Origin of the sequence: Vulcanisaeta souniana JCM 11219, from assembly GCF_026000775.1 — an archaeon.
Taxonomy (GTDB): domain Archaea; phylum Thermoproteota; class Thermoprotei; order Thermoproteales; family Thermocladiaceae; genus Vulcanisaeta; species Vulcanisaeta souniana.
In genome coordinates this window covers 2,375,731-2,401,559 of record NZ_AP026830.1, presented here as the reverse complement: position 1 = coordinate 2,401,559, position 25,829 = coordinate 2,375,731, and the positions used below count along the sequence as shown (strand labels likewise).

General features: G+C 45.0%; 23 protein-coding genes and 1 tRNA gene. 10 read left to right on the top strand and 14 right to left on the bottom strand.

All coding sequences use genetic code 11. The features are described from left to right. Positions 1–44 precede the first annotated feature (44 nt). The 3 genes from Vsou_RS13105 to Vsou_RS13095 form a co-directional block, all read right to left on the bottom strand. Positions 45–1,193 carry a mandelate racemase/muconate lactonizing enzyme family protein gene (locus Vsou_RS13105; protein WP_188603238.1) on the bottom strand — a complete coding sequence of 383 codons (1,149 nt, stop codon included), beginning with the start codon at positions 1,191–1,193 and terminating at the stop codon, positions 45–47. Between the two features lie 384 nt (positions 1,194–1,577). Beyond that, a complete protein-coding gene (locus tag Vsou_RS13100; protein ID WP_188603237.1) occupies positions 1,578–2,624 on the bottom strand; it encodes a glucose 1-dehydrogenase in 1,047 nt (348 codons plus the stop codon). Positions 2,625–2,692: 68 nt separating this feature from the next. Next, positions 2,693–4,624, bottom strand: coding sequence for a 2-oxoacid:ferredoxin oxidoreductase subunit alpha (locus Vsou_RS13095; protein ID WP_188603236.1), 1,932 nt, complete (start codon positions 4,622–4,624; stop codon positions 2,693–2,695). Between the two features lie 299 nt (positions 4,625–4,923). On the opposite strand from Vsou_RS13095, the gene Vsou_RS13090 reads away from it, so the two are divergent. Then, positions 4,924–6,837, top strand: a complete 1,914-nt coding sequence (locus Vsou_RS13090; protein ID WP_188603235.1) for an aldehyde ferredoxin oxidoreductase family protein — start codon at positions 4,924–4,926, stop codon at positions 6,835–6,837. Positions 6,838–6,895: 58 nt separating this feature from the next. After that, the gene (locus tag Vsou_RS13085; RefSeq protein ID WP_188603234.1) at positions 6,896–7,762 is read left to right on the top strand and encodes a translation elongation factor; all 867 of its coding nucleotides are present in this window, start codon (positions 6,896–6,898) and stop codon (positions 7,760–7,762) included. Here the strand turns inward: Vsou_RS13085 and Vsou_RS13080 are convergent. Continuing rightward, a complete protein-coding gene (locus Vsou_RS13080; RefSeq protein WP_188603233.1) occupies positions 7,752–9,371 on the bottom strand; it encodes an acyl CoA:acetate/3-ketoacid CoA transferase in 1,620 nt (539 codons plus the stop codon). The genes Vsou_RS13085 and Vsou_RS13080 overlap by 11 nt on opposite strands. Positions 9,372–9,580: 209 nt before the next feature. Between Vsou_RS13080 and Vsou_RS13075 the strand changes: the two genes are divergently transcribed. Next, positions 9,581–9,668 (top strand) — tRNA-Leu (locus Vsou_RS13075). Positions 9,669–10,130: 462 nt separating this feature from the next. Here the strand turns inward: Vsou_RS13075 and Vsou_RS13070 are convergent. From Vsou_RS13070 to argF, 3 genes are all read right to left on the bottom strand, one after another. Further along, entirely contained in the window at positions 10,131–10,751 is a 621-nt protein-coding gene (locus Vsou_RS13070; protein WP_188603232.1) for a hypothetical protein, read from the bottom strand. An 11-nt stretch (positions 10,752–10,762) separates the two neighbouring features. Then, a complete protein-coding gene (locus Vsou_RS13065; RefSeq protein WP_188603231.1) occupies positions 10,763–12,673 on the bottom strand; it encodes a S16 family serine protease in 1,911 nt (636 codons plus the stop codon). A gap of 86 nt (positions 12,674–12,759) precedes the next feature. Next, on the bottom strand, positions 12,760–13,701 hold the full coding sequence (gene argF / locus Vsou_RS13060) for an ornithine carbamoyltransferase (protein WP_188603230.1): 942 nt from the start codon (positions 13,699–13,701) through the stop codon (positions 12,760–12,762). An 81-nt stretch (positions 13,702–13,782) separates the two neighbouring features. Between argF and Vsou_RS13055 the strand changes: the two genes are divergently transcribed. Next, positions 13,783–14,892 (top strand): DNA topoisomerase IV subunit A, encoded by a 1,110-nt coding sequence (locus tag Vsou_RS13055; RefSeq protein ID WP_188603229.1) that lies wholly within the window; start codon positions 13,783–13,785, stop codon positions 14,890–14,892. Positions 14,893–14,956: 64 nt separating this feature from the next. Beyond that, positions 14,957–15,928 carry a GTP 3',8-cyclase MoaA gene (gene moaA, locus Vsou_RS13050; RefSeq protein WP_188603228.1) on the top strand — a complete coding sequence of 324 codons (972 nt, stop codon included), beginning with the start codon at positions 14,957–14,959 and terminating at the stop codon, positions 15,926–15,928. Here the strand turns inward: moaA and Vsou_RS13045 are convergent. The 3 genes from Vsou_RS13045 to Vsou_RS13035 are packed head-to-tail and all read right to left on the bottom strand — an operon-like array spanning position 15,918 to position 17,670. Continuing rightward, positions 15,918–16,250: a hypothetical protein gene (locus Vsou_RS13045; protein ID WP_188603227.1), complete on the bottom strand. Its 333-nt coding sequence runs from the start codon at positions 16,248–16,250 to the stop codon at positions 15,918–15,920. The two genes, moaA and Vsou_RS13045, sit on opposite strands and share 11 nt — an antisense overlap. Then, on the bottom strand, positions 16,250–16,765 hold the full coding sequence (locus Vsou_RS13040) for a hypothetical protein (RefSeq protein WP_054844417.1): 516 nt from the start codon (positions 16,763–16,765) through the stop codon (positions 16,250–16,252). The genes Vsou_RS13045 and Vsou_RS13040 overlap by 1 nt, the downstream gene beginning before the upstream one ends. A gap of 35 nt (positions 16,766–16,800) precedes the next feature. Then, a complete protein-coding gene (locus tag Vsou_RS13035) occupies positions 16,801–17,670 on the bottom strand; it encodes an NAD+ synthase (protein ID WP_188603226.1) in 870 nt (289 codons plus the stop codon). Between the two features lie 85 nt (positions 17,671–17,755). Between Vsou_RS13035 and Vsou_RS13030 the strand changes: the two genes are divergently transcribed. Next, a complete protein-coding gene (locus tag Vsou_RS13030; RefSeq protein WP_188603225.1) occupies positions 17,756–18,646 on the top strand; it encodes a carbon-nitrogen hydrolase family protein in 891 nt (296 codons plus the stop codon). Positions 18,647–18,677: 31 nt separating this feature from the next. Here Vsou_RS13030 and Vsou_RS13025 read toward each other — a convergent pair whose 3' ends face one another. After that, entirely contained in the window at positions 18,678–19,925 is a 1,248-nt protein-coding gene (locus Vsou_RS13025; protein WP_188603224.1) for an NADP-dependent isocitrate dehydrogenase, read from the bottom strand. Between the two features lie 53 nt (positions 19,926–19,978). Here Vsou_RS13025 and dph5 point away from each other — a divergent pair, with 53 nt between their 5' ends. Then, entirely contained in the window at positions 19,979–20,818 is an 840-nt protein-coding gene (dph5, locus tag Vsou_RS13020) for a diphthine synthase (protein ID WP_188603223.1), read from the top strand. A gap of 17 nt (positions 20,819–20,835) precedes the next feature. On the opposite strand, the gene Vsou_RS13015 is transcribed toward dph5, so the two are convergent. Next, positions 20,836–21,090, bottom strand: coding sequence for a DUF504 domain-containing protein (locus tag Vsou_RS13015; RefSeq protein ID WP_188603222.1), 255 nt, complete (start codon positions 21,088–21,090; stop codon positions 20,836–20,838). An 88-nt stretch (positions 21,091–21,178) separates the two neighbouring features. On the opposite strand from Vsou_RS13015, the gene Vsou_RS13010 reads away from it, so the two are divergent. Together Vsou_RS13010 and Vsou_RS13005 are read left to right on the top strand one after the other, a co-directional pair. Beyond that, a complete protein-coding gene (locus Vsou_RS13010; RefSeq protein WP_188603221.1) occupies positions 21,179–22,204 on the top strand; it encodes a 2-hydroxyacid dehydrogenase in 1,026 nt (341 codons plus the stop codon). Between the two features lie 314 nt (positions 22,205–22,518). Then, a complete protein-coding gene (locus tag Vsou_RS13005; protein ID WP_188603220.1) occupies positions 22,519–23,109 on the top strand; it encodes an NUDIX hydrolase in 591 nt (196 codons plus the stop codon). A gap of 8 nt (positions 23,110–23,117) precedes the next feature. Here the strand turns inward: Vsou_RS13005 and Vsou_RS13000 are convergent, their stop codons facing one another. Next, entirely contained in the window at positions 23,118–23,867 is a 750-nt protein-coding gene (locus Vsou_RS13000) for a cyclase family protein (protein ID WP_188603219.1), read from the bottom strand. A 167-nt stretch (positions 23,868–24,034) separates the two neighbouring features. On the opposite strand from Vsou_RS13000, the gene Vsou_RS12995 reads away from it, so the two are divergent. Beyond that, positions 24,035–25,090 (top strand): glucose 1-dehydrogenase, encoded by a 1,056-nt coding sequence (locus Vsou_RS12995; protein ID WP_188603218.1) that lies wholly within the window; start codon positions 24,035–24,037, stop codon positions 25,088–25,090. A gap of 146 nt (positions 25,091–25,236) precedes the next feature. Here Vsou_RS12995 and Vsou_RS12990 read toward each other — a convergent pair whose 3' ends face one another. After that, a complete protein-coding gene (locus Vsou_RS12990; RefSeq protein ID WP_188603217.1) occupies positions 25,237–25,791 on the bottom strand; it encodes a nucleoside-diphosphate kinase in 555 nt (184 codons plus the stop codon). Positions 25,792–25,829 lie beyond the last annotated feature (38 nt).

The window sequence follows — 25,829 nt, the reverse complement described above, 5'->3', positions numbered from 1 at the left end:
AATGTTTTACCGAACTTATCAAAATTAAGTCAACGCTTAGCTTCTCAGGAAACATATCCTCTTAATTTCTCCTCGTTTAGCTCAATACCTAAACCTGGCTTGCCAGGTACCTCTACGTCATCTTTCTTGAATATCTCAAACGTTCCGTTAACTACCTCGTAAGCTAACGGATTCTTCTCAATGTAGTAGTATTCATAGGTTGGTGTGAAGGTTATGTGGCTTGGTAGTGATGCTATGAACTGGAGTGTTGCAGCCCTACAGGCAGCTCCAGATAGGCCTACGTGGAATGTCATGGGTATGCCGAAGGCGTCGGCCAGTGCTGCAATCCTCATGGCCTCCGTTATACCGCCGACCCTGGCTATGTCTGGCATTACTATGTCTACGGCCTCCTTAATCATGAACTCAAGCCACTGATACTTGGTAAATAGTGTCTCGGCGGCGGCTATCGGTACATCAAGGGCCTTCGCAATCCTTGAGTAAGCCTCAATATTGTCAGGTGGTACAGGCTCCTCGAACCAAAGTACGTCGTACTTCTCGAGCATCCTACCGACCTTAACGGCAGTAGACACATTATAGGCCGTGTTAGCGTCAACCATGATTTCAACCTCATTACCCAGCGAGTCCCTTATAGCCTTAATCACGGCCTTGTCCATGTCATAGCCTCTACCAATCTTAATCTTAACGTATCTAAACCCCTCCTGGACTAATCTCTCAATCTCTTTAACGGTATCCTCAGGGTTCATGAAGAGCACAGATGATGCATAGGCCTTAACCCTATCCCTAAATGCACCGCCAAGTAGCTTATACACGGGTCTCCCAAAGTATTTACCCTTGATATCCCATAGGGCTAAGTCGACCCCAGATAAGGCTTCTACGTAATAACCAGCGTAATGCCCGCGGATCCTCATTGCGGAGAATAGTTGTTCCCAAAGAACTTCGTTATCCAGCGGATCTTTGCCAATGAGCATTGGTTTGAATAAACTATTAATAACTGCGGCCGCTGCCTCAGGGGCTTCCCTGGCTATTGCTTCACCCCAGCCAATCAATCCCTCATCAGTCGTTATTTTAACGTAAACCGCGGTAAAGCCATGACTAATCCTCGAAGCAACATCCTCATAGAATCCCCTGAAACCTGTGACGGGCTTACCAACATAGGCCTTAACCACATATGTGGTGACGTCGGTTATCCTCATACAAACCCCATGATATATCTATAAAAATCCTTATAACTTATTATTCTTACTTATTATTATATTAACCCACATCCTTCAAGGAGTCAGACATTAAGTGGTGAGCATGCCCTGTCTCGTTATCTTGGTGGGAAGCCATGGGTTTATAATGAGGATACCGCAGTTAGGTGTATAGGGTATGTAAGGAGGCTCATCGGATTCATTGGGTCAGTTTCTAAGGACTCTGGCTAGGTACGTTGAGGATGGTGATAAGTTGCAGGGAGTACATGAAGGTTAATTCAGGAGATTCCTAAGAGTACTATCGTATTCTTTGGATCTAGAGCTGGTGGTGATTACATATGACAGCTTAGTCATAAGTAATTACCTGGGTTGTGGATCATCATAGTTTTATAAAGGGGTTATCTCTAGTACAGTCTTTATATCATCGTGGGTCCAGGTGTATGCCTCTTGGTAATTATTAAGGTTCGCCCTCTTTGTTATTAACTTAGCAGGCCAATTATTGAGCTCCTCCTTAGCCCTCTTCAAGTGATCCAGAGCCATCTCGAAGTGCTTGATCCCCGCGTTTACAGAGCCAACAATAACCTTATTATTAAGCACGACATTCGTCATTAACTCTCCGAGGTTGCTCAGAGAACCGCCACTAGGATATACACCAAGCAGTACGTATATGCCGTTCGGCGCCATGTGTTTTAATCCATCATTAATTACCTGTGGTGATCCCGTGGCTTCAATTACTATGTCGAACTCTCCAGTTATCTGTTCAACCGCTGAGTCTACGTATGTACCACCCAGTTCCTTAACGAGCCTCGCCTTTAGACTATCCAGTGGTCTAGTCGCTGTAGTTACGGTACTTAGACCCAGCAACCTCAGAGTCATGGTGGCCAATAAACCCACAGGCCCAGCACCAAGTATTAATGCAGTCCTCGGCTTCCAATCAAACCTTGCTTGTCCAAGTTTTATTGCTAGGTCAATGCCTTTCTCGACGATGCTTAGGGGTTCGGTGAGTACGGCGACGTCTATGGCCTCCTTAGGCACCCTAACCAGGTACTTGGCATCCGTCACCGAGTATTCAGCGGCATGACCATGCAATCCCCAAATCCCATGCTCCAGGTAATGATTGATTGGGCAAAAGTCCACTGGCAAGTCGCAATTAAGTGGTCTCCTTACTGTTGGTATGACAATGTCGCCAACACTCACATTATCAACACCATCACCAAGCTCCACAACCTCAGCAACAGCCTCATGACCAAGAATTAGGTATTGACTGCCCTCGGGTGCCTTGCCATACCTGCCCTCAATTATCTCCTTATCGGTTCCGCAAACACCAACCCTGATTGGCTTAAGTAGGGTTTGCCCCTTACCAAGGTTTGGTTTAGGAATATCCATTAACCTCAGTGATTCTGGTATACCCGGTATAACTGTAACTGCCTTCACGTAGTATACTCAGAGTGCTGGTATAAATTGTTTTAGAATGGGAGTTCCATTAACAGCAATTTAAATGATTAGGGCCCTTTCATTAGTATTATCTTCTCGTCCTTATCCTTCAATATTTTCTTGACTGCCTCGTAAACCTCATCAACAAATATGGGCCTCCCCGTAACCTTAACAACCTTATGCCTAATCTCGATACCCGTCTTCTCCCTAATCACACTTGCTGCCTGCGCTTCATAATTCGACTCGATATCAATTATCAACTGGTTCTTGCTCAGTACATTCCTCACAAACTCGCTTGGGAATGGTATGAACATCTTAAGCTGCAGGAAATTAACCCTGTAACCCTCCTTGCCTAACATATTCATGGCATCTAAAATAACGCCTTTGGTTGAACCCCAGCCAATTAAGGTAATGTCTGCATTCTCTGGGCCATAAAGCTTAGCCTTATCTGTAATTGGTATCTCCTTATCTGCTAATTCAAGCTTCTTCATCCTCTTTTCATACATATCCATCCTAGTGACTGGGTCCTCTGTTATATGTCCGTGCTCATCATGCTCATCGCCTGTTAGCCAGAATATCGGCCCTGGTCCAGGTATTGACCTTGGTGATACGCCGTTCTTTGTTAACTTGAACCTCTTATAGTCATTGTCATTATTTGTCACTATCAATCCCCTATCAATCTTCAGCGACTTCTTATCAAGGTCCCAAACAACCATTGAGTAGGAGTTCGCTAATGCCTTATCCACTAAGTGTATGACTGGTATTTGGTACTTCTCGGCCCAGTTAAGGGCCTTGAATGCGTCCTCAACGGCCTCCCTGTGGTCGCCTGAGGCTATTACTATCCTTGGGAATTCGCCATGCCCCATGTGCATTACGAACCTTAGGTCAGATTGACTGTTCCTTGTAGCCATGCCAGTGCTTGGTCCAGCCCTCTGATAATGCGTTATTACAACTGGGATCTCATTCATCCCGGCAAAGCCCGTACCCTCAACCATCAGGCTCAGTCCAGGCCCTGACGTTGCCGTTGCGGCCCTGGCGCCGGCTATCCCGGCGCCTATTGCCATGTTTATTGCTGATATCTCGTCCTCGGTCTGAACAACCACTATGCCGGCCTTCTCCAGGGCCTTGGCCTCCTCGGTAGCTGGATCAAGGCTAATAATATTGTGGGCCTCTATGAAGAATGATTCGTCGGCTGCGGGCGTTATTGGGTAGTAGGTCTGGAACCTGAGTCCGCCAAGTATCTTGCCTATTGCCACGGCCTCATTGCCGTTAACAATTATAGCCCTTGTATCCCTCTTTATCGGTGGTAAGGTTATACTTGACTTGAGGGGTTTTGCATACTCATACACGATCTCGACAATGGCCTTATTATACTCAAGCAATTTGCCTCTTCTGCCAGTGAATACGTCCTCTAGGCCCTTAAACACGTAATCAATGGGTAGGCCCATTATGGCAGTTGAATATGCTGTCATTACAACGTTTGAGTATCTGCCAATTAGCGACGGTAGGTCTATGTCATGAAGCTTCTTCTTGACATCCTGGAGTAGATCGGCGTAGTGCATTGTTATGATGTTAACACCATTATTCTTTAAATAATCGATTACTCCCTTAACAGTAGGTTCGATACCGGACTTACTGAAGAATTCCCTGAGTCTCTCCTTGAATTCATCCTCCATGTATTGGATCTGCTCAAGCTTTGTGTTGAAGGTTGATGTATCGACTATTAGGTAACCGCCACGTTTAATGTCCTGGAAGTGCGTAAACACTGACTCTGCGTCAAGGGCTACTAAGACATCTATTGCGCTTAGTAGACCTCCCCTAGGCTCGTCACTAACCCTAACCATGAAATAACTGTGTCTACCCTTAATGTTTGAGAAGTACTCCCTGTCTCCAATTACGTAGTAACCGGCCCTGGCCACGGTTCTCATAAAGACGCTGGCACCAGTATCGATGCCGCCACCCTGTGGTCCACCAACAACCCACATTATGTCGGTAGGCATTATACCAAGCTTTTCAGACCTATTTATTAACTCTTCTCCCATTGTAGAAGAGATATTAACAAGCCAGGATTAAGGATTACGTAATAAATATAAGAAAATACATAAATATACTTATATGGTTAATCGATTAACATTTAATGCATGCATTACAATAAATGGAATTAATTTCTATAGACTAAGGAACAAGCATTACCAGTGGGTAAAGATTCCTTACATGCAAACTGCCTCGATCACTAAGCAAATGCCACCAGAAATTCTCTATGGCTAATCTTTAAAAAAGACCATTTCCTGCTAATACTGTGACTATTAAGGGTGTCAATGGGATTGTGGGCTTTGTCGATCTCACAACAGGTGAGGTTAAGAAAATACAAGTACCTGAAGATGTATATAGGGACTTCCTCGGTGGTTACGGTCTCGGCGCCTGGTTCCTATATACCCACATGAAGCCTAGGGTCGATCCACTCGGCTCAGGCAACATACTGGGCATGATTTCCGGGCTCCTAAACGCCAGTGGCATTTCAATGACTGGTAGGTCAATGGCAGTGGGCAAATCACCACTGACAGGTGGTTGGGGGGATTCCAACGCAGGCGGTAGGTTTGGGCCAAAATTAATGGAGGCAGGCCTAGATGCAATATTCGTCACCGGTGTCTCGGAGAAACCCGTCTACATACTTATAGATAATGGCGAGATACACATAGAGAGCGCCGTGGACCTATGGGGCAAGAACACCAGGGAAACAGAGGATGAATTAAGGAGTAGATACAAGGGCGCCCAGGTGGTTAGTATTGGGCCGCCTGGCGAGAAGCTTCAATTAATTGCGGCTATTATTAATGAGTATGGTAGGGCCTACGGTAGGTCTGGGCTCGCTGCAGTGATGGGTAGTAAGAGGTTAAAGGCAATAGTGGCTGTCGGTGACAAGAAACCAGTAATACATGATAAAGACCTGCTCAGGCAAAGGATTAAGGAGATGCTTGACGCCTTAAGGACAACTAGGGCTAAGGCCTACGAGATCTGGCATAAGTATGGAACAATATCCACGCTTGATACAAGCGTATTATCCGGCGACACCCCAATTAAGAACTGGGCTGGCATTGGGGTTAGGGATTACGGAACCAAGAACCTGGAGAAGTTTGGTACGAATACAGTGATCAAGGACAACGTTAAGCCTTACGGGTGTGCCAGCTGCCCAGTATCCTGTGGCGCGTGGATAAGGAGGAACACGAGGTATGGCCTTGTTGATATGGGGCACAGGCTTGAGTACGAAACGGCTTCATTATTCGGACCAGCTCTATTAAATGCGGATCAGGATTCCGTAGTGTATGTTGGTGAACTATGCAATCTATATGGGTTAGACACAATATCCACGGCAAACGCGGTGGGCTTCGCCTTTGAACTCTACGAGAGGGGCATATTGACCGAGAAAGACATTGGATTCCCACTCAAGTGGGGCGATCCCGATGCTGTGGTTAAGCTAGTGGAGTTGATAGCCAATGCTGAGGGTATTGGTAAGATACTTGGTCAAGGCGTTAAGAGGGCTGCCGAGATAATCGGCAAGGGCACTGAGCAGTACGCAATACACGTTGGCGGTCAGGAATTACCGTCACACCACCCACAGTTCCTACCTGGACTGGCCATTACATACACTGGTGATCCAATACCTGGCAGGCACACCGCAGGTGGCGTCCATTGGTGGGGTGAGGGTGGTAAAAGGCTTTGGGCGCCTTTTGACATAGGCATGGACCTCGGGGCATCCCCCAAGTACGATTATGGCGATAAGGGTCGTAAAGCCGCGATAATAGCCATGTCAACACAGGTTGAGAACTCACTTGGCTTTTGTCAATTCTCATCACAAGTAATCTATAGGACTCTGCCATACATAGACATAATCTATGCCGTAACTGGTATAAAGTATACACCGCAGGATCTACTCAGGGTCGGCCATAGAATACACACGCTTAGGCAGTTGTTCAATGTTAGGGAGGGCGTTAACCCAAAGAAGGACTTCAAGCTACCAAGGAGGGTTCTCGAACCATTCCCAGAGGGGCCACTTGTCGGTGTTAAGTTGACTGAGGAGGATGTGGAAAGGATGAGGGAGCAGTATTGGGAGACCCTTGGTTGGGACCCAGGTACTGGTTACCCAAGGAGGAGGACGGTTGAGGAACTTGGACTTACAGGGATCGCCAGCAACATCATTAGTGTTTTACCTCCATGATCATTTTACCTAATTAGCACGATAGGTTTAAAAGCAATAATTCTCGGCGATTATTTTCGTGCTTCGAGGGAGTATAGTGACTGTATTATCGGCAAACGAACAGGAGGCATTCAAGGTAGCCTCAATGCTGGGTAAGAGGGATAAAGGCGAGGAAAGAATTTACTACAGAAAGATTGGCGACTTGGTGCGGAGCATATTAATACCGAGTCCCAATAGTATTCTTGATGAGGCCATTGCTCTCTCCATATCCAGTTCCTTCTATTTCAAGGTGAGTAATGAAATAACCTGGCTTGATGGAGAGAAGGCATTGCTACTCGAGGCGTCCGGAATACCTGGTATTGTCCTTGCTGAAGGCGCCAATACCTTCATGAAGTACTTCAGAGAGTTGGGTATTTCGAAGCTTGTTGCTGAGTTTAAGGAGCTTGATGCGGAGGTTAGTGATAGGGGCCTTGTGTATGTTGACAGGGCATTTAATGTTAGGGGCGTTGGCATCGTGGTGCTTGGTTATGCGTTAACCCAGGTTTCTGTACACGATAAACTCATTGCGTACCCAATGAATAAGGAAGTTGAGATCAGGAGCATTCAGGTACTTGATGAGGACCAGGATTCCGTATTACCAGGTACCCGTGTCGGATTGGCACTTAGGAATGTAACGCTTGAGGAAATTGAGGGGATACAGGCGCTCATTAAGCCCAACACTAGGTTTAGTAAGGTTATTGGCGACTTCATGAGGTTTAAGTGGAGTGAAGACGCCAGGGAGATCCATGTAATATTCAATGGCATTAAGGTGATGGGCAAGATCGAGAATGACCACATTATACTTTCCAGGGAGTTGCCAATGGTAAACGGTAGGGCATTTATTATAAATGTAAATGCCAAGGCCAAGAAGCCGAGGGTAATGGGCTACGCATTGATTAACGCCTAATTGCGTTCGTAACAACATCGAGAAGTCTCATTGGGCCTTCCCTGAATACTGCACTATCCATTGGACGTATGTGCCTAGACACCACGGGCTTAAACTCCATTTTGGCCAGTACATCTTTCTCAATGTCAATACCCGGTGCATACTCCTCGAGGACCAAACCCTCACTAGTTAGCCTGAATACGGCTCTCTCGGTTATGTACATGACGTCCTTACCAGCCTTCAATCCAAGCTCAGCATTAAACCCAATCTTATAGGGCTTCTTAACGAACTTTATTATTGACCCATCCCTAACTATGGTTAATTTACCATTCTTTACAACAATATCCCTATTACCGGCAGTGAATGCGCCAGCGAAGTACAGCCTAGGTGTTCCATGGGCAATAACGGGGAATCCGCCGGGGCCCGTAACCCTCTCAGATAGGAAACTTGGGTTTACATCGCCATTAGGCCCAACTTGCATGAAGCCCAGAGAGGCGGCGTCTATTATACCCCCTTCGTACATTATGAATTGATCGGGCATGGGTATTATTGCCCTGGGTGATATTGCCACGCCGAAGTCATCACCGCCAAGGGCTATTCCACCCCAGGGGCCTGATTCAACCGTTATGGTTATGTAATCGTCAATGCCCTCGCTCTTTATAATCCTTGCAGCCAGTGCTGGTATACCAATGCCAAGGTTAATGGTTATTGGTTTACCCAGCCTCTCCACAAGGTTAACGAATTCAAGAACGATTCTCCTGGCAATTGCCGATTCAAAATCAGGTACATCATTATCTGACAAGCACGCGTTACTCAGCATGAACCTACCACATACACTTGGGTCATATTTAACACTGGCCGACTGCATATGATACTCGGGTGGTGAAACCACTATGTGATCAATTAATGGTCCAGGTACATGTACATCCCTGGGATTAACAAACCTACTCACGTAAAGTACCTGGGCGATCACAGTGCCTGGGTTCGGTTGAGCCTTAACGGCCTGCGTTATAGCCAATACAGAACTATATATCGCCTCCTCGCTCATTGTTAGATTACCAAATTCATCAGTGGCGCTACCCCTTATCAAGCCCACACTTGGCTTTGGGCAATCATAGAGTAGGTATTCATCACCATTAATACTCACTAACTCAACCTTACACGTCCTCCTTTCCCTCGCCAAGTCATTTAGGTAAATACCGTCCTGCCTAGGATCAAGGAATGTCCCAAGCCCAACCTTAGTAATTGTCGGTATACCAGAGGCCACGCTCCTAAACCACTTGGTAGCGACACCAATAGGGAATGAATAGGCCTCGACCCTATTCTCGATGGCTAACCTTTGGAGCCATGGGGCAACACCAAGAAATGGCAGCATGAAACCCCTAATGAAGTCAAAATCTCCGTCCTTAATCATGCTCTTAGCCACAAAATCAAGGGCACGCTCCCTTGCTGCAGGCAGTGTATCGGCTACGATGAACAAATCACGGGGATGCCCAGTATCCCTATACCTCTCATAAAGCTTGAGGATAAGGAACTCCGGAGTAGCCGCTATGTTAAAACCAGAAATGGCAACCACAGAACCGTCATTAATGCCTCCCAAGGCGCTATCCACGTTCATTATTCTGCCCATTATTATTGTTGGACTGTCGTAGTAATTTATACCTTTATAAAAATGCATTTTTTGCCTAATCCTTTAACAAACTACACTAGCATAAAAATATATCTAAATAAATAAATGAACATACACGGTACCCACCAAAACAAATAGAACACAAATAAGGACGACAACGAAAAACCAAGACAAAAAAGTTAAAAAGACCGTGAATACTAACTAACCCTGCGGGGGTGCCCGAGCCAGGTCAAAGGGGACGGGTTTAGGTCCCGTTGGCGAAGGCCTGCGTGGGTTCAAATCCCACCCCCCGCACCAGGAACTGAAACATCCACGAATCGTATTATTTTTATTTCAATTAGTGACCGTTTTCATAAAACTTATATTCGTGCCATTCCTGTATATGAGGCCAATAATGTAATTACTAAGTTCATAACTATTCTTATTAATTAAATAGAGTAATTTACAATTAATTAAAGTGAAATTAGAGTTATAAATAATGGTAAGGAGAAATGAATAAAATACTAGTAATCCCAATGCGGCATAACGTTGTTTAGACTTGTATGATTTTAGATAACCCAGTAATAATGCGGTTGCTATACCGATTATTACAGAGATAAGGTCAGTCACGCCTATGGGCAAGAACATTTGCATTGTGGAATAACCTATGGGTACTACATAGTGCATGCTTATCAGGTAGGATATTAAGTATAATATACTCTTAACGCAGGATCTTTCCTTTTATGGTTCATGTGGGTCGTTAAGGGTAAAATTGAGCCATTAAAGTTCGTCGTTATTCATCCTTGGTAGTACATTAATCCTGTTCTGGAGCTTTATGTAAATTTTTATCCAGTCTACCTTGAATATTATGAAGGCGAGTATTGTGAATACTATTGCCATGATTACTTGAAACATTGATAGGCCTATGCTTGGCTTTAATAATCCGTACAGTGACGAGAAGAGGAGGAGCTCTATTGGTATCTCTATTGAGCTCTTTATTAGCTTGCCGATTAATACATAGGCATTTAACCTTAGCGGATTTATTGATGCGGCTCCTGTGCCTACATATACGTAGTCATCGAATGGTAACCCAGGTAGTGCAGCCAGGATTATTACCAAGATCCATAGTGGTGACTTGCTTGATAAAAACATTATTAGTTTCACGGCGCTTGTTTTCTTGAGGGGTTTTCGTAATGCGTAACCTAGGGCGTATGATACGTTTTTCGATATTGTAGCCCCCAGTGCAGTTACGATGATGATAAGGGCAATACTGAGTATTGATGACCTGATGTTGAATAGTGTTAATGCTGCGTATACGGTGTATGCCTCACCAAAGAATGGTACTGCATTACCTATGAAACTTATGAAGAAGTCCATTATTAATATTGGTACTATGTTCATTTAATCAAGGTTTAGATGGAGGTTGTTTTTAGGCTTTTTATTGAGAATACAGCAATACCTGCAGCAAGTACTATTAATGCGATGCCTATTATCAGGGGCACAGTGTTGTAACTTACTGTCTGGTTACTCAGTGCATTTAGTGATGCATTGCCTATGCTTATTGGTACTATGTTGGATACCGTGAATGTTGCGCCGCATGAATTTGATGAGGTGGCTAGTTCATAGAGCGCCTGTGAGTAAGAGGCTGCCAGTTCATAGAGTTGTAGTGCAACTGATAGGTTGCTAATGTCGTTCGTTGAGTTATATAGCGACATGTAGTAATTGCCGTAATCTATGTATGATATTGCGAGCATTGGGAATAATCCGCACCTGTTCTCTGCCTCGTATGTATTGTACACGGCCAATTCCTTTACGTACTCCGTAATATTAACCAAGTATTCCGTATTCATCTCTCCATTTATCACCGGTGTAAATAATAGGTGCAATATTGCGTCATTGCTTGATATTGCGTCGAGACTCTGGGCTAGGGCCAATGGATAGAGGCCACCTTGGTAATTATTCTGCGCCTCCTGAACCTCCTGGGTTATTGAATTTATGTTTTGTAGAACATTAGACACACCAACTGCGCTTGATAAGGATAACGTGTACTCCGTTATTGATTGTGCATACACAAGGTACATGCTTGTTAGTTCCTCGAGGTAGTTAGTTGATATTACCGACCCGCCACTTATTGCATTTAATACTGCTAACCAGTCGCCCAGGGTTTCAATTCTGGCCTTTGCATACGCCAGGTTAATTATTGCATTGGAAATATCGCCGGCGGAGAGATCCTGGGATGCTGCACTTAATGATTGTTGTGCATCAAAGATCCTGTCATATATACCTATCATTATGTCTATGTTTGCAGTAGTCATATTATAATTCTGTAGGGTGTTTTCGTAATTATTCAATTGATTATTTAATTGACTAAGTAGTTCGTTTAGTTGCTGGGCTGTGTAATTCTGTAGTTGGTCTTGGTAGTAATTAATTAGTCCCTGGAACCCAAGGCTTGCGGCCGTGTAATACATACCCTGTCCTGCATAATTAATGGCTTGTTTGACGTAATTAGATACATTCGGGTCCGTGGAATTAATGGCTCCAGTGTTGATTGTCCTATTGTAGATCCTCATCCAGAGGAACTTCGTGACATTAATGTACGCCTGGTTCTTGAGGGATTGTGATGATATTACTGGTATTGAGAGGTTCACGCCTGTGAAGTAGTAAATGGCTTGCCTAACGTCCATTATGGGTACTACGTCAACCCCCATGCTTCTTCCGTAATTTACTAGGTTAATTATTTGCCCGCTACTTGTTTGGTAGATCTGTTGTCCGTATGGTATCAATATCACCTTATAGCCCTCCTGGGCAGCAGCCGCTATCTTAGATGGTAACCCACCCACTGGTCCTATTGATCCGTCGGGCAGTATCATGCCAGTCATGACAACGCCTGGATTTAACGTATTATTCGTTATTAGTGTCCACATGGCGACCGTCACATAGCCACTTGCCGAGGGCCCTCCTATTTCGAGGGTTGTTGGTTCTACGTTAATCGTGAAATTGTACTTATTGAATGGTTGGTTTGCTAGGTATGTGGCTACTAATGCTGCTATTTGTGATGATGATAGGAAGGTTCCACTCTCGGCTGTTGGTAATGGACTTGCCGCCACATACACGTATCCAGAGCCTGGTTCTATTGCCGTTATTGTTATGTTTATTACGGCGCCACTGTTGTTTGTGGATACGGCTAATGCATGGATCACTGTGGATCTAGCGTATATTGTGAGTTGTTGCCACCCACCCGTTGAGGCGAGTACCAATGAGCTCAGAGTCAGGGATAGTACAAGCATTACTATAATGCTAATCCTCCTTATGTTACTGTTCATACGAGCCGATCATGTGTTCTTTTATTAATAAAACTTACACACTTAGTGATTCGATTTTAAAAACATTAAGATACAGTGAAGCTACTTTATGCCAGTAGTGATAATAATACGGCCTTCGCGGTATGGAGCCTATTCTCGGCCTGGTCCCAAACTACGCTTTGTGGCCCATCAATAACGTCATCCATGACCTCCTCACCCCTATGCGCAGGTAGACAATGCATGAAGACCGCCTGGGGACCAGCTTTCCTCATTAGTTCGGCATTGACCTGGTAGGGCCTGAAGATCTTCCTTCTCTCCTCGGCCTCAGTCTCCATACCCATGCTGACCCAGACATCGGTGTATACTGCATCGGTTCCTCTGACGTCTTCGGTATTATCGCTAATCATGATGTTTGCCCCGGTCCTCTTGACGTCCTCCGTGAGCAATTCATTGAACTTAGTGGGCCAGTAAATCTTTGGTGATATTATTCTAACTTCCCAACCGAGCTTGGCGCCTATTATCATTAATGAGTGGGCAATGTTATTATCACCGTCACCAACGAATGCCACCCTCAATCCCTCAAGCCTACCTTTGATCTCCCACAGGGTCAGTGCATCAGCTAATGCCTGCAGTGGATGTTCCTTATCACTTAATGCGTTTATTACGGGAGCCACGGCATACCTAGCCATCTCCACCAATGATTCGTGTTTGTAAACCCTGGCGGCTATTGCATCTACGAACCTATCGACAACCCTCGCGGTGTCAGCAATGGTCTCACCACGACCAAGCTGAAGCTCCTGTGGGTTTGAGTATATTACGTGCATGCCCAATTGCGTTGCTGCAACGTCTAGACTAACCCTGGTCCTTGTACTTGGTTTTTCGAATATCATGAGTAGTGTCCTGCCCATGAGCACATTGCTATGCCGTTCGCCTTGGTAATACCGGGACTTAAGATCCCTGGCTAGGTTCAGTAAGTACTTTATTTCCTCAGTAGTGTAGTCCATGAGTGTTATGAAGTCTCTACCCCTGATTGCCCTTATGTTTGTCATTAGTATTATTTTTGCTAGGTGATTATTAAAGCATGATCCAATGGCGCTAGGTTTTAATAGTTAGGTGCTTTATCGTTTATCGTGGCTAAGAACAGGAATGAGGTACTTAAGGTTCTTGAGGATTGGGGCAGTTCCATAGCAAGCAAGGTACTTGGTAATGAGGAACCTATACTGGAGATACCGGCTAGAACGTTAAGTAACACAGTATGGGACCCAAGGAAGAAAATGCTTGTACTTGGTCCGGAGAAACTCAAGAGGAGGTTCCTGGATCTCAAGGAGTCCAAGAGGTTCATGCAGACAATGCTCATGCTTAGGCTAATAGTACAGGCAATCAGGGAAGGCGTTTATCCAACAATAAGGGACCTCTACTATAACGGTAAACACACGATGGAGTTTAAGGCAGACATTGTTAAAAAGGTAATTAGGGAAAACACATGGGACGAGCAGTCAGAGTCCAATGCCGTCATTGAGGATATTGAGGTGGCCACTGGGATACTTAGGGAGGAGATGGGGCTTTCGGCAGATGTTAAGGGCAAGGTAGTGGGCCCAATAATCGTTAGGTCCAAGGGCTTCGAGATCGATGCCACGAAGCTTGGGGACACAGCATTGAGCCTTCCACCGAATCCTGATGAACTAGACATAGTCAAAGTTGAGGCTAATTACGTATTGGTTATAGAGAAGGATGCAATATTCCAGAGGCTCAATAGGGAGGGCTTTTGGAATAAGGAGAGTTGCCTATTAATTACGGCTAAGGGCATGCCCGATAGGGCTACCAGGAGGTTTGTTAGGAGACTTAATGAGGAGTATGGGTTGCCGGCCTTCGTGTTGACTGACGGTGACCCATACGGGTGGTACATATACAGTGTTTATAAGAGTGGTTCAATAAAGCTTAGCTATGAGAGCGACAGGTTGGCAACCCCCGAGGCCAAGTTCGTGGGTGTCACCGCGACTGATATACGCACCTACAAGATTAGTGATGAGTACGTGATAAAGGCTACGGATAGGGACCTAAAGAGGGCCCAGGAGCTTATTAGGTATCCCTGGTTTCAAAATGACCAGTGGAAGAAGGAAATTGAGCTTTTCCTTAGGACTAAGAAGAAGGTTGAGATTGAGGCGTTATCAACGCATGGGCTGAAGTTCCTTCATGATTATCTAACTGATAAGATACACGGGAGTAAATTCATCGATTAATTCCAATTAATTCCAGGAATAACCGTTTTAAAAGCGCAATGAGTAACGATATAACGAGTGTTAAATGCTGATTGATAATTACGGAAGACCCTGGTTAAAACTAAGGATTGTGGTAAATAGTGTGTGTAATTACCGATGTCTCTTTTGTCATTTCGAGGGCCAGGGTAAGTTCCTAAGTAGGGAGTTAAGCGCAGAGGACATAGGCTTTGTGGCTTTGGTTGCGAAGGACCTCGGAGTTGATGATTTTAAGATAACTGGTGGCGAGCCATTATTGCGTAGGGACATTGTTAAGGTTGTCGATGAGATCAATAAGGTTGGTCCTAAGGACCTATCGATGACAACCAACGGTTATTTCCTGGATGTGTATGCCGAGGACCTACTAAATCACGGACTAAGCAGGCTAAATATATCACTGCACTCGTTGGATAAGGGAAGGTACAGGTTCATAACTGGCGTTGATGCATTGGATAAGGTTCTCGAGAATATTGACTATGTTAATAGACTGGGTTTTAAGCAGGTTAAGATCAATGTGGTTGTTTTAAGGGGATTGAATACAGATGAGATACCGATGATGATAAGGTTTGCCGCTAAGTATGGTCTTGTCCTTCAGCTAATAGAGTTAATGCCCATGGGTGAGGGCTTCCCGGTGTTTGCCAGGTATTATGATGATCTAAGTGACGTAATTAATTGGTTGAATAAGCACGGTAAGTTACTGGGGACTAGGAAGGATCTTCATAATAGGCCTATTTATGAAGTTGATGGTGTGAAGGTCGAGATAGTGAAAAACTACAACAACCCATCCTTCTGCGCAGGCTGTACGACAATGAGGTTAACAAGTGACGGTAGACTAAAGACCTGCCTATATAAGGAGCCCGCGGTTGATCTATGGCCATACATAGGGACTAGGGATAGGGAAGGTTTGATGAAGGCCATGATCTACGCCAACTCACTAAGGAAACCCAACTTCATTGAGGGCGCATCAGGAAATTTGGGTAAGATAAGGATTAGGGTACGTATTGGAGATCTTACTTATTAATTCCACGCCTAACCACATACTTAATGCCCCTATAATTACTCGTTAATGTTACAGTAATCTCTATGGGGGATAATGCCTTCACTAGTACATTTATTACCTCGTTAATTGCATCCTCATGGTAAATAACCCTACCTTTAAACTCATCAAGCCATTCCCTAAGGCTACTCAGCTCTAGGTAATTGCAGCCATCAGTGTTACATGACGGTTTATAGTCTATCTCAATGACGTAATTATCGATACTATGATCTATTGGACACACGGCTGAGAACGTAGTTTCGATGTGGACATTATCAACTGGACCAGCCCTTATTACCCTGACCATTAAATGGGCATCGCATTCTCAATATTTATACATATTAACCTCTCAACGCATAATTTCCTAAGGACCGCCCTTAATCTATCGAGCTCACTCTCGCTAATCCATACCTTAATCACCTCGTTTCTCCCCGACATGAATGTGACCGACCAGGTATTAAACCTCGGTATTACGGATACAGGTATTAATCGAGTATTTAGGACCCTGACCGTGTTAATTACAGGCCTAATCCTTATGCTGGATAATTGGTTTATGGGCAGTTCAATTCTTTTGGAATCCCTTACAGCAATTACGCGATCCATGTATATAATTACTTCGTTTTTCTTGGCGATCCTCTTAGCGGCGATCATTATCAGGGCTATGAATATCGGTGGTAATGATACAAGCGCCGCATCAATTATTGATTGCGTTAGGATATAGACGGTCACAGCGCCAATTAGCATTAGCAGTATAACGATACCAGCGTATAAATTCATGATGTATGCAGGGTCCTCAATGATGTGCCAAAGAGGCTGGTTCATTTTAAATTAAGTCAACTACTGGTCCTCTTAATATTTTATTCCATGAATTCGCTCAGACCAGTCCTATTTATGGGCATCCTCCAGTCTAGACCGAGGGTCCTCATGGATACCCTGGGCACCACAGGGCTCCTTCTCTTATGCTCAGTATTTATTACCCTGCGCCATACGGCTTGGACCAACTCAAGGGGCTTACCCGTGGCCTCAACGGCTTGTTCAATGTTCATCCTATAATCAACCAATGCGTGTAGTATGACGTCCACATCCTCGTACTTAACCCCAAGCTCGCCCTCCGCAGTTTGTCCATCCCAAAGCCTTGGGCTTGATGGCTTAAATGCAATACTATCCAGCAGGCCAAGGTACTTACCCAGGTACCTAACCTGGGTCTTGTATAGGTCGCCTATTGGTAGTATGTCAACGCCTCCATCGCCGTACTTCGTGAAGTAACCAATCAAAAGCTCGCTTTTATCTCCAGTACCTGCCACTACCTTGTTGAGCTTATTGGCGAAGTAGTAAAGAATTGTCATCCTAATCCTGGGCAGGAGATTACCCGTAGCAACCTTATTTCCTTCATCAAACTCAGGAATTGCTTCCGCAAAGGCGTTTCTAACATTGCTAATGTCAATATAGTAATACTTAATCCCTAGGGTCTCGGCGATATACTTGGCATCCCTAATGTCCTCGGGCGGTGTTGTTTTATACGGTAGTATTAGGCCAACTACGTTGTCACGTCCCAACGCCCTGACCAATAGGTATGCGGTTACGCTGGAATCAACACCACCGCTTAGGCCAATAACAGCCCCTGTGGTCCCTGAATCATTTACGTAAGTCCTTATGAAGTCTGTTATTCTTCGTGCAGCGTATTCATAGTCAATGCGTATCACGTTATCAAGTGTTATCCTAGGCACGTGAATACTAGTAACTGCGGTTTAAAAACGCTTACGCATTTTAAATGGGGTTTGTATTTTTAATCCCGGGCATAACCAGTAACTAATGCTTAGGATACACCTACTCCAGTACGGTAGTAAAATTGGTGATGTGGAGTACAACCTAAACAGGTTGATCAAGGCCATGGAAAGGCTCTGTGTTGGTGATGGAGCAGACTTGATCGTGGCACCTGAGCTCTACCTACCCGGCTACATGTCTAAGGACTTGATCTTTCAAATAGCAGAACCAATAGGTGGTAGGACGATTAGTAGGCTTTTGATGGAGGCAAGCAGAAGGAATTGCCACGTTATTGTGGGCTTCGCAGAGAGGAGTGAGAATACCCATGTTCTTTACAATACGGCGGTGGCCATAGGCCCTGACGGGGTATTGGCAGTGTATAGGAAGAGACATTTGCCATCCTACGGAATTTTTGATGAGTATAGGTATTTCGGGATCGGTAAGGGCGACATACCGGTCATAGACATTAATGGCCATAAGGTCGGCATTGCAATATGCTATGATGCCTTCTACCCGGAGGTCTCGAGGACAATGATGCTAAAGGGCGCGGAGGTACATGTATACATAAGCGCTGCGCCCGACATGTCTAGGATTCACTTTGAGACATTCATGGTGGCCAGGGCACTCGAGAACGTCGCATACACCGTGTATGTGAATACGGTTGGGCAGTACGACGGACTCGGCTTCTTCGGAGGTAGCCACGTCGTTAATCCACTGGGTAATGTGCTCATTAAAGCCAAGTACTACGAGGAGGACGTGAAGTCCGTGGAGGTTGATCCAAGTGACATTATTAATTACAGAAGTCATAGGCCGATACTTAAGGATCTTGATCCAAGCGACCTGGAGCTTATGATGAATGCGCTCAGTGAGTATGTAAATCCAAGACCTATGAAGAGGGAGAGGTTAACAGTCATTAAGTCAATGAATGAGAGGCAATAGCATTTTTACTTAGGTAATACCTCCACTAGGTTCATTTTAGTTGATCAATTATCTCCATTAGTGCATTGCCGAATTCCCTAGTGCCTAGTGGTTGAACTCCCATGAACCTTGCAAGGTCCTGCGTGACCTTCTTCTGGTTAATGGCCTCGGTTATTGCCTTGTCGATTAAGTTGGCAGCCTCCCTCCAACCCATGAACCTAAGCATTAATTCACCGCCCCTAATTATACCTGTTGGGTTAGCAACATTCTTACCTGCGTATTTAGGCGCAGTGCCATGGACGGCCTCAAACATGCCGCCCGAATCACCTACATTTGCGCCACCAAGCACGCCAATATCGCCTATGAGGGCACCAGCAGCGTCACTAATGTAGTCACCGTTTAAGTTCGGCGCCAGTATCACGTCGTAACTCTCTGGCCTCGTTATTATCTGCTGGAACATGTTATCAGCTATCCTATCATTAACAAGTATCTTGCCCGATGGTGCCTTACCACCATACTGCTTATTCACCTCCTCCTCAGTAACTATGTAATCCCTAAACTCCTTAAGCGCCACCTCGTAGGCCCACTCCCTGAAGGCACCCTCTGTGTACTTCATGATATTGCCCTTATGCATTATCGTTACGGACCTCCTCTTATTCTCAACTGCGAACCTAAGCGCGAACCTGGTTATCCTCTGGGTCTTGTACTTACTAATTGGCTTGATGCCTATTCCGGTATCATCCTCAAGCTCCACCTTAAGCTCCTCCCTAAGGAACTTCCTTAACTTGGCAGCCTCTGGGCTGTCCCAACTCCACTCAATACCCCTGTACAAGTCATCAGTGTTCTCCCTAACAATCACCATATCAACCCTCTCAGGGTGCTTGAGTGGTGATTCAAGGCCAGGCATGTACTTAACGGGTCTGACATTGGCGTATGCATCCAGGAGCATCCTAATGGCTACGTTTATTGACCTCCAACCACCGCCAATCGGGGTCTCCAGAGGTCCCTTAAGTACGACCCTGTACTTCGTGATCAGGTTTATGGTCTCCTCAGGAAACCTATTACCATAAACCCTCTCAGCCTCCTCACCCGCATAGACCTTGACCCATTTAATCTCCCTTGAACTGCCATATGCTCTCTCCACGGCTTTATCAATGACCTTAATGGCCACATTAGTTATCTCAGGCCCAATCCCATCGCCCTCTATGTAAAGTATTATTGGCTTATTAGGCACCTTCCAAACCCCACCCTGTGCAGTTATCGGTTCTCCATCCTCAGGTATTTTAACGCGAGAAGACATCCATGCATATGGAATTAATATGCTTTTAAGTTTTTCAATCGATAAAGCTTAACGTGGATTCACAGAGACCAACACTATACATAGTCGGACTAGGTCTGGGTCCTAGGAGCATCACAAGGGAGGCCCTGGAGGTTTTGAAGACTGTAGACGCCGTCTTTATGGAAACCTACACATCAAAGGCACCAATAGGGTTTATGGAATACATAAGGGGTATCAGGAATGATGTGGATTTTGTTTCGCGGGAGGAGCTTGAGGATAACAACGGCGAGGTGCTTATTCGTGAGTTAAACAATGGGCGGAATACGGCATTACTCGTGATTGGGGACCCTATGATAGCCACGACGCATGCCGCCATTGCTGTGATTGCCAGAAAACATGGTTTTAATGTCAGGGTCGTGAGTTCCGTGAGCATAGTCTGCGCATTGCTTAGTCAACTTGGTCTGTCGCCATATAAACTGGGGCCTGTGGTCACAGTGACGTACCCAAGAATGGGCGTACTTAGTATGAGGGCCTATGAGGTGCTGAGTGACAATGTAAGGCGTGGTCTTCATACAATATTACTACTTGATATTAGGGATAATGGTGACTTCATGAGCGCCCCTGATGCAATTAACGTACTCAGGGAGATGGAGAGAGTGGGTGGCCTTGGCGTCATAAATGATGAATTGATGGTTATATACGCAGCCAGGGTTGGCTGGGATGATCAGCGTATTGACGTATCAACAATAGGTAATGTACCTAGTATTGGTGATACGCCGCATGTCCTTGTTGTTCCAGGGTTATTGAATCCCGTGGAAATAGACTACTTGGTCAATGTATTGAATGCCAATGAGGAGTTGGTACATAAACATCAATTACTCATTAAGAGGTTCATTAATAAAAGCCCTGTTTGATTCAGTATCGCCTTGAGTCAATGAGGTACGTTTCTATGGAATATCACCGTGCCATCTCTATGCCTAATCTCTATTACCCTGTGATACGGTATGTACGTCTCCCTACCCCTATTACTTATGTATGTAAAGCCATCCTTACTAATCATAATCACTCTCGATAACTCAACAACTTCCTCATTATTCGGCGATCCCCTAGACACATAAACCACTATGTAGTTATTGATTTGATTTGTCCACTTAAGCTTGTTCAATACGTCTCTAATTGTGACCATTAACAATCAATAATTAGGTTCACTAACTATTTAATACTAACTATATGCGCTGAAAAACATTATAAGCTGTTACATGATTGAAATGGCGATGGTCGGTCCCTGCGTTTTCATCAGCAGGAGTAACCTGCCCTCAATAATATATGCAGAACTTAATAAATTACCAATAGAGATTAGGATGTGGAAGGAGACGGGGCCCATGTGGAGTAAGCAAGCGTCACCGCCAAGGGAGGTTTGGGTTGAAATGTTTAGGAATTGTGTTGGGGCTATTGTAACCCTAGGTGATACAATAGGTAGGTCATTAATTAATGAGGCAAGTAAATTATTCGTTATTAGTACGTACAGTGTCGGCATTGATCATATAGACGTTAAGGCAGCCACAGAGAGGGGAATATACGTAACACACACCCCAGAGGTCCTTGTTGAGGCTGTGGCTGACCTGGCAATGGGACTATTGATAGCACTGGCTAGGAAGATAGTGCTTGGGGATAGAATGATCAGGGCAGGCGAGATACATGATAAGTGGGGTTGGCTCCTTGGCAATGATGTTCATGGAACCACAATGGGCATAATAGGATTGGGAAATATCGGTGCTGCATTGGCCCGGAGGGCAAGGGCGTTTAATATGAAGGTTATTTATTGGTCAAGGACGAGGAAACCACAGATAGAGTTTGCACTTGGTATTGAATATAGGCCCCTGGAGTCAGTACTTAATGAGGCTGATTATGTTATGGTGACGATAGCCGCATCCCCAGAAACTAGGCATCTAATAAATGAGGAGAGGCTAAGGCTGATGAAGAAGAGCGCCTACTTAGTAAACGTGGCCAGGGGCGACATAGTGGATACAAAGGCCCTAGTTAAGGCGCTCAGGGAGGGTTGGATAGCTGGTGCTGCATTAGATGTATTCGAGGAGGAACCCCTACCGAGCAACCATGAATTGACAAAGTTCGATAATGTCGTCCTTGTTCCACACATTGGTTCTGCGACTTACGAAACAAGGGAGAGAATGGCAGAGGTCACTGTTAGGAATTTAATCAACGTATTAATGGGAAAGAGACCACTTTACCTTGCAAACCCTGAGGTCCTCTCAGTTAGGCCTTTGCAAGCCCTGCTATAGTTTTTCGCCTTTAATGCATGTTTAATTATCTTCGTAATTCCCCAAGGAGTATATTAACAAAATATCTAGGTATGTTTCTAGACTTGGGCATAATGCATAACTGACCTCCTTCACGCCCTAAAGGGTGAGGGTTCATGGGTTCACGGTAAATGGAGACATTATGGTTACCCAAGTCGCGCCAAAACAATCTCTCACGATAGGCAATAAAGCCCAAGTATGAAGGAAGAACAAATACCGAACAGACCTAAATCCCTGTTATGAGGTCATGGCGAATAGTATTTATTAGCTTAAACCTGGGTATCCTTTATATTAATATGGAGGGATACGCTGTAGCGCAACTAAGGAGTATTACGAAGAGTGACAGGCCGAGTCCTGATAATGAGCATTCATGGGCAGCAGTGGCTGTGATATACAATCCCTGCCTAAATGCTGTTCTCATAGGAAAGAGAACGGAGAACCCAAGCGATCCCTGGAGTGGGGATGCTGCATTTCCTGGTGGAAGGTTTAATCCAAGGAAAGACAGGGATCTGGTGGAGACAGCTATAAGGGAGGCCAGGGAGGAGGTGGGGCTTGACCTTACAAAGGATGCTGAATTACTGGGGGTCCTGGATCCAATCTCACCAAGCAATGCGCCCAACATCAACGTTGTCCCAGTGATTTTTTCATTGAAGGACTGTAATCCTAAATTAACCATAAACGAAACAGAACTATCAAAGGTTTTTTGGCTGTATATTAGTGATGTTACGAATTACGTTAAATTAAACGTTATGATAAAAGGTTTTCCAAGGCCGGCAATAATAATGGGGGATGTGACAATATGGGGTATGACGTATAGGATATTACGTAAATTGCTAAGGGAAGCTTTCGGTATAGACCTACCGAGGGATCCAAGGGACATTGGCTGAGTCCTTACTTACCTGGGTTCACAAAGCATTATTAATCGTAATGGCGAACCCTCGGCGCCCTTAATCTTAAGGGGTGTGAATATGAATAATCCCTCGCCATCCCTACAGGTATTTAATGCAACGTCTAGGTTGGCAACGCCCTCTATTATGTATATGCCGTTTGATAGTAGCTTATAGTGGACGTAGGTAACATCATCCCTGGGAACCCTGGGTGGGTATGGATAACCCTCCTTACCTGGCCAACCAGCTATGCTCAATGCCTCAATCCCAACGGCCTTAATGCCCCTCTTAACCAGGTAATCGGCTCCGGACCTATCTAGGTACGGCCAATTATAGAGGAATTCCTCCGTGCCCCAGGTCTTTGAGAAGCCCGTGTAAAGCATTACTGCGTAATTGCCCTGGATCTTATCGTTGAACCTCCTTAAGTCATCCTCTGTGATCGCTTCACCATGTCTCTTGTAACTTAAGTCGAGTATAATGCCATACGTGATAAAGTCAGTTAGGGGTAGTGTTTCTGCGGTTGTTCCGTTTGGTACGAAATGACGTGGCAAGTCAATGTGAGTGCCACTGTGCAGTCCCGCTGAGATTTTTGACAACGTGGCTTCACCGTAATTCTTACCAACCTTTACGTACTCATGGTTAAAGGGTGGGTCACCTGGGTAAGTGGGCATTCCATTGTATAACTCATGGGTTAAATCAATAATGACCAAGCCCTTCCTTACCAACTTATCCATTAGTTCCTTTAATAGTTGTGACATACAGCATGAACTGAGTGCCGCATTAATATGTGTTTCTTTTGTATACATACATAGATTATATAGTGATTAAACCCACCATAATTCTTAAGTTCAGTTTTAGAAACAATTATTGATTAAACGACTACACATTACTGATTTATTAAGGAGTGCACCTCCATGTTCATCTGATGAAGGCTGTTACAGTCGTACCATTAGTTAAGGACTCATTGGCATTAAGGGACATGCCAAAGCCATCACCAAAGCGCGGTCAGGTATTACTAAGTCCAATTGAGGTAGGTGTTTGCGGCACGGATAAGGATATCATTGAAGGCAGATACGGAGCACCGCCACCTGGTGAAGAGCACCTAATTCTTGGTCATGAGGCTGTTGCTGAGGTTGTGGAGCTTGGTGATGGTGTTGATAATGTGAGTGTTGGCGACATTGTCATACCAACAGTAAGGAGACCAACAACATGCACTCTACCAATAGGTGAACTGGATTACTGCCCAAGGGGTACATACACAGAACATGGTATATGGTACCTCCATGGGTTCGCCGCCGAATTCGCTGTAACGGATGCCAAGTACCTGGTTAGGGTGCCTAAGGAGGCCATAGACGTCGCCGTACTCACCGAACCCCTAAGCATCGTCGAGAAAGGCATTGACCTAGCAATAAAACTTGGACAAGCAAGGTTTGAGTCCTGGAGTCCAAGGAGGGTTTTGATAATGGGTGCAGGTCCCATCGGCATGTTGGCGTTAATGGTTATGAGGCTCAGGGGTTTCACTGACATAACGGTAACCGCCACAAGGCCTTATGATAGCCTAAAGGCAAAGCTCACTAGGGAGATAGGCGCCACGTATGTGAATACAAATGTTGACCAAGTGAATGGTGACTTTGACATAGTCATTGAGGCCACGGGCTCAACAAGCGCCGCATACGATGCATTAAGGCATTTAGGGGTTGACGGCGTAGCCGTGTTATTGGGAATATACCTAGACAGCAAAACAGTCAATATGGGGCCGTTACTGGATGATTGGAGAAGGAATAAACTAATCATTGGCGCGACCAACGCAAGTATAAGGGCCTTTGAAATGGGCGTCTCAGACTTAGTCAAGGCTAAGCTTGAGTTTGGTGGTTGGGTCAGGAAGTTGATAACTAAGGAGGTCACGCTAGACGAGTATGAATACGCGTATAACTGGGGTCACGAAGACATAAAGTCCGTAATACAAATAAGAAGCCTGTGAAATGAGAAGACCGTAAACTCCGGCTATTTAGGAAAGTGATTCGAACTACTGAATCAGATACTCACTTGGTTCCTTACACGTAGTTAATAGTCCGTAACTTATTGACCTGGTTTGACTTGGTTTTAATGCTTGATAAGGTTTGGGTTTTATGAGTAGTTGATGAATTCATTCTCACGGAAGAAGAATTTAATCTCCCTCTCGGCCTCCCTAGGGCTATCGCTTGCGTGAACCAAGTTGAATAATGCTCTCTTCTCTATGTTCGCCAGGTCTGGGCTGTCCACTGAGTAGTCACCCCTTATTGTGCCTGGCGGCGATGAGTATGGCGTTGTTGAACCTATTATCTTCCTAACAACCTCAACAGCCCTGTTACCCTCAAGTACCATGACTACTATCGGGCCCATTGATAGATAGTCAGCAAGCCAACCCCTAATTATCTTCCCAATCTCCACTGGGTCATCCGTGCCTAAGTCAATCTTAGGGTCCTTCCCAATCTCTGAGTAGGACTTCAGTGTCTTGCCGCCTACAGACCTCAACCAATTCTCGTCGCTTGGATAAAACTTGGCAGCCTCCTCCTTACTTAGCCTAATCATTTTCATAGCGATGATCCTTAGGCCGGCTCTCTCGAACCTACTGATCACCTCCCCTATCAATCCCTTTTTAACAGCGTCTGGCTTTACTATGACGAGGGTCCTCTCAATCATACTACGAATCGGTAATGCGAATCCTCTTTAAAGCATTA

What these genes read in the sequence shown, in the direction of transcription:
- Vsou_RS13015 (WP_188603222.1), bottom strand. Translation starts at nt 21,090, where the DNA reads ATGGTCACAATTAGAGACGTATTGAACAAGCTTAAGTGGACAAATCAA.
- Vsou_RS13000 (WP_188603219.1), bottom strand. Translation starts at nt 23,867, where the DNA reads ATGTCACAACTATTAAAGGAACTAATGGATAAGTTGGTAAGGAAGGGC.
- Vsou_RS13025 (WP_188603224.1), bottom strand. Translation starts at nt 19,925, where the DNA reads ATGTCTTCTCGCGTTAAAATACCTGAGGATGGAGAACCGATAACTGCA.
- Vsou_RS13105 (WP_188603238.1), bottom strand. Translation starts at nt 1,193, where the DNA reads ATGAGGATAACCGACGTCACCACATATGTGGTTAAGGCCTATGTTGGT.
- Vsou_RS13065 (WP_188603231.1), bottom strand. Translation starts at nt 12,673, where the DNA reads ATGAACAGTAACATAAGGAGGATTAGCATTATAGTAATGCTTGTACTA.
- Vsou_RS13040 (WP_054844417.1), bottom strand. Translation starts at nt 16,765, where the DNA reads ATGAACCAGCCTCTTTGGCACATCATTGAGGACCCTGCATACATCATG.
- moaA (WP_188603228.1), top strand. Translation starts at nt 14,957, where the DNA reads ATGCTGATTGATAATTACGGAAGACCCTGGTTAAAACTAAGGATTGTG.
- Vsou_RS13005 (WP_188603220.1), top strand. Translation starts at nt 22,519, where the DNA reads ATGGAGGGATACGCTGTAGCGCAACTAAGGAGTATTACGAAGAGTGAC.
- Vsou_RS13045 (WP_188603227.1), bottom strand. Translation starts at nt 16,250, where the DNA reads ATGGTCAGGGTAATAAGGGCTGGTCCAGTTGATAATGTCCACATCGAA.
- Vsou_RS13030 (WP_188603225.1), top strand. Translation starts at nt 17,756, where the DNA reads ATGCTTAGGATACACCTACTCCAGTACGGTAGTAAAATTGGTGATGTG.
- argF (WP_188603230.1), bottom strand. Translation starts at nt 13,701, where the DNA reads ATGACAAACATAAGGGCAATCAGGGGTAGAGACTTCATAACACTCATG.
- Vsou_RS13070 (WP_188603232.1), bottom strand. Translation starts at nt 10,751, where the DNA reads ATGAACATAGTACCAATATTAATAATGGACTTCTTCATAAGTTTCATA.
- Vsou_RS13010 (WP_188603221.1), top strand. Translation starts at nt 21,179, where the DNA reads ATGGTCGGTCCCTGCGTTTTCATCAGCAGGAGTAACCTGCCCTCAATA.
- Vsou_RS13095 (WP_188603236.1), bottom strand. Translation starts at nt 4,624, where the DNA reads ATGCCTACCGACATAATGTGGGTTGTTGGTGGACCACAGGGTGGCGGC.
- Vsou_RS13080 (WP_188603233.1), bottom strand. Translation starts at nt 9,371, where the DNA reads ATGGGCAGAATAATGAACGTGGATAGCGCCTTGGGAGGCATTAATGAC.
- Vsou_RS12990 (WP_188603217.1), bottom strand. Translation starts at nt 25,791, where the DNA reads ATGATTGAGAGGACCCTCGTCATAGTAAAGCCAGACGCTGTTAAAAAG.
- Vsou_RS12995 (WP_188603218.1), top strand. Translation starts at nt 24,035, where the DNA reads ATGAAGGCTGTTACAGTCGTACCATTAGTTAAGGACTCATTGGCATTA.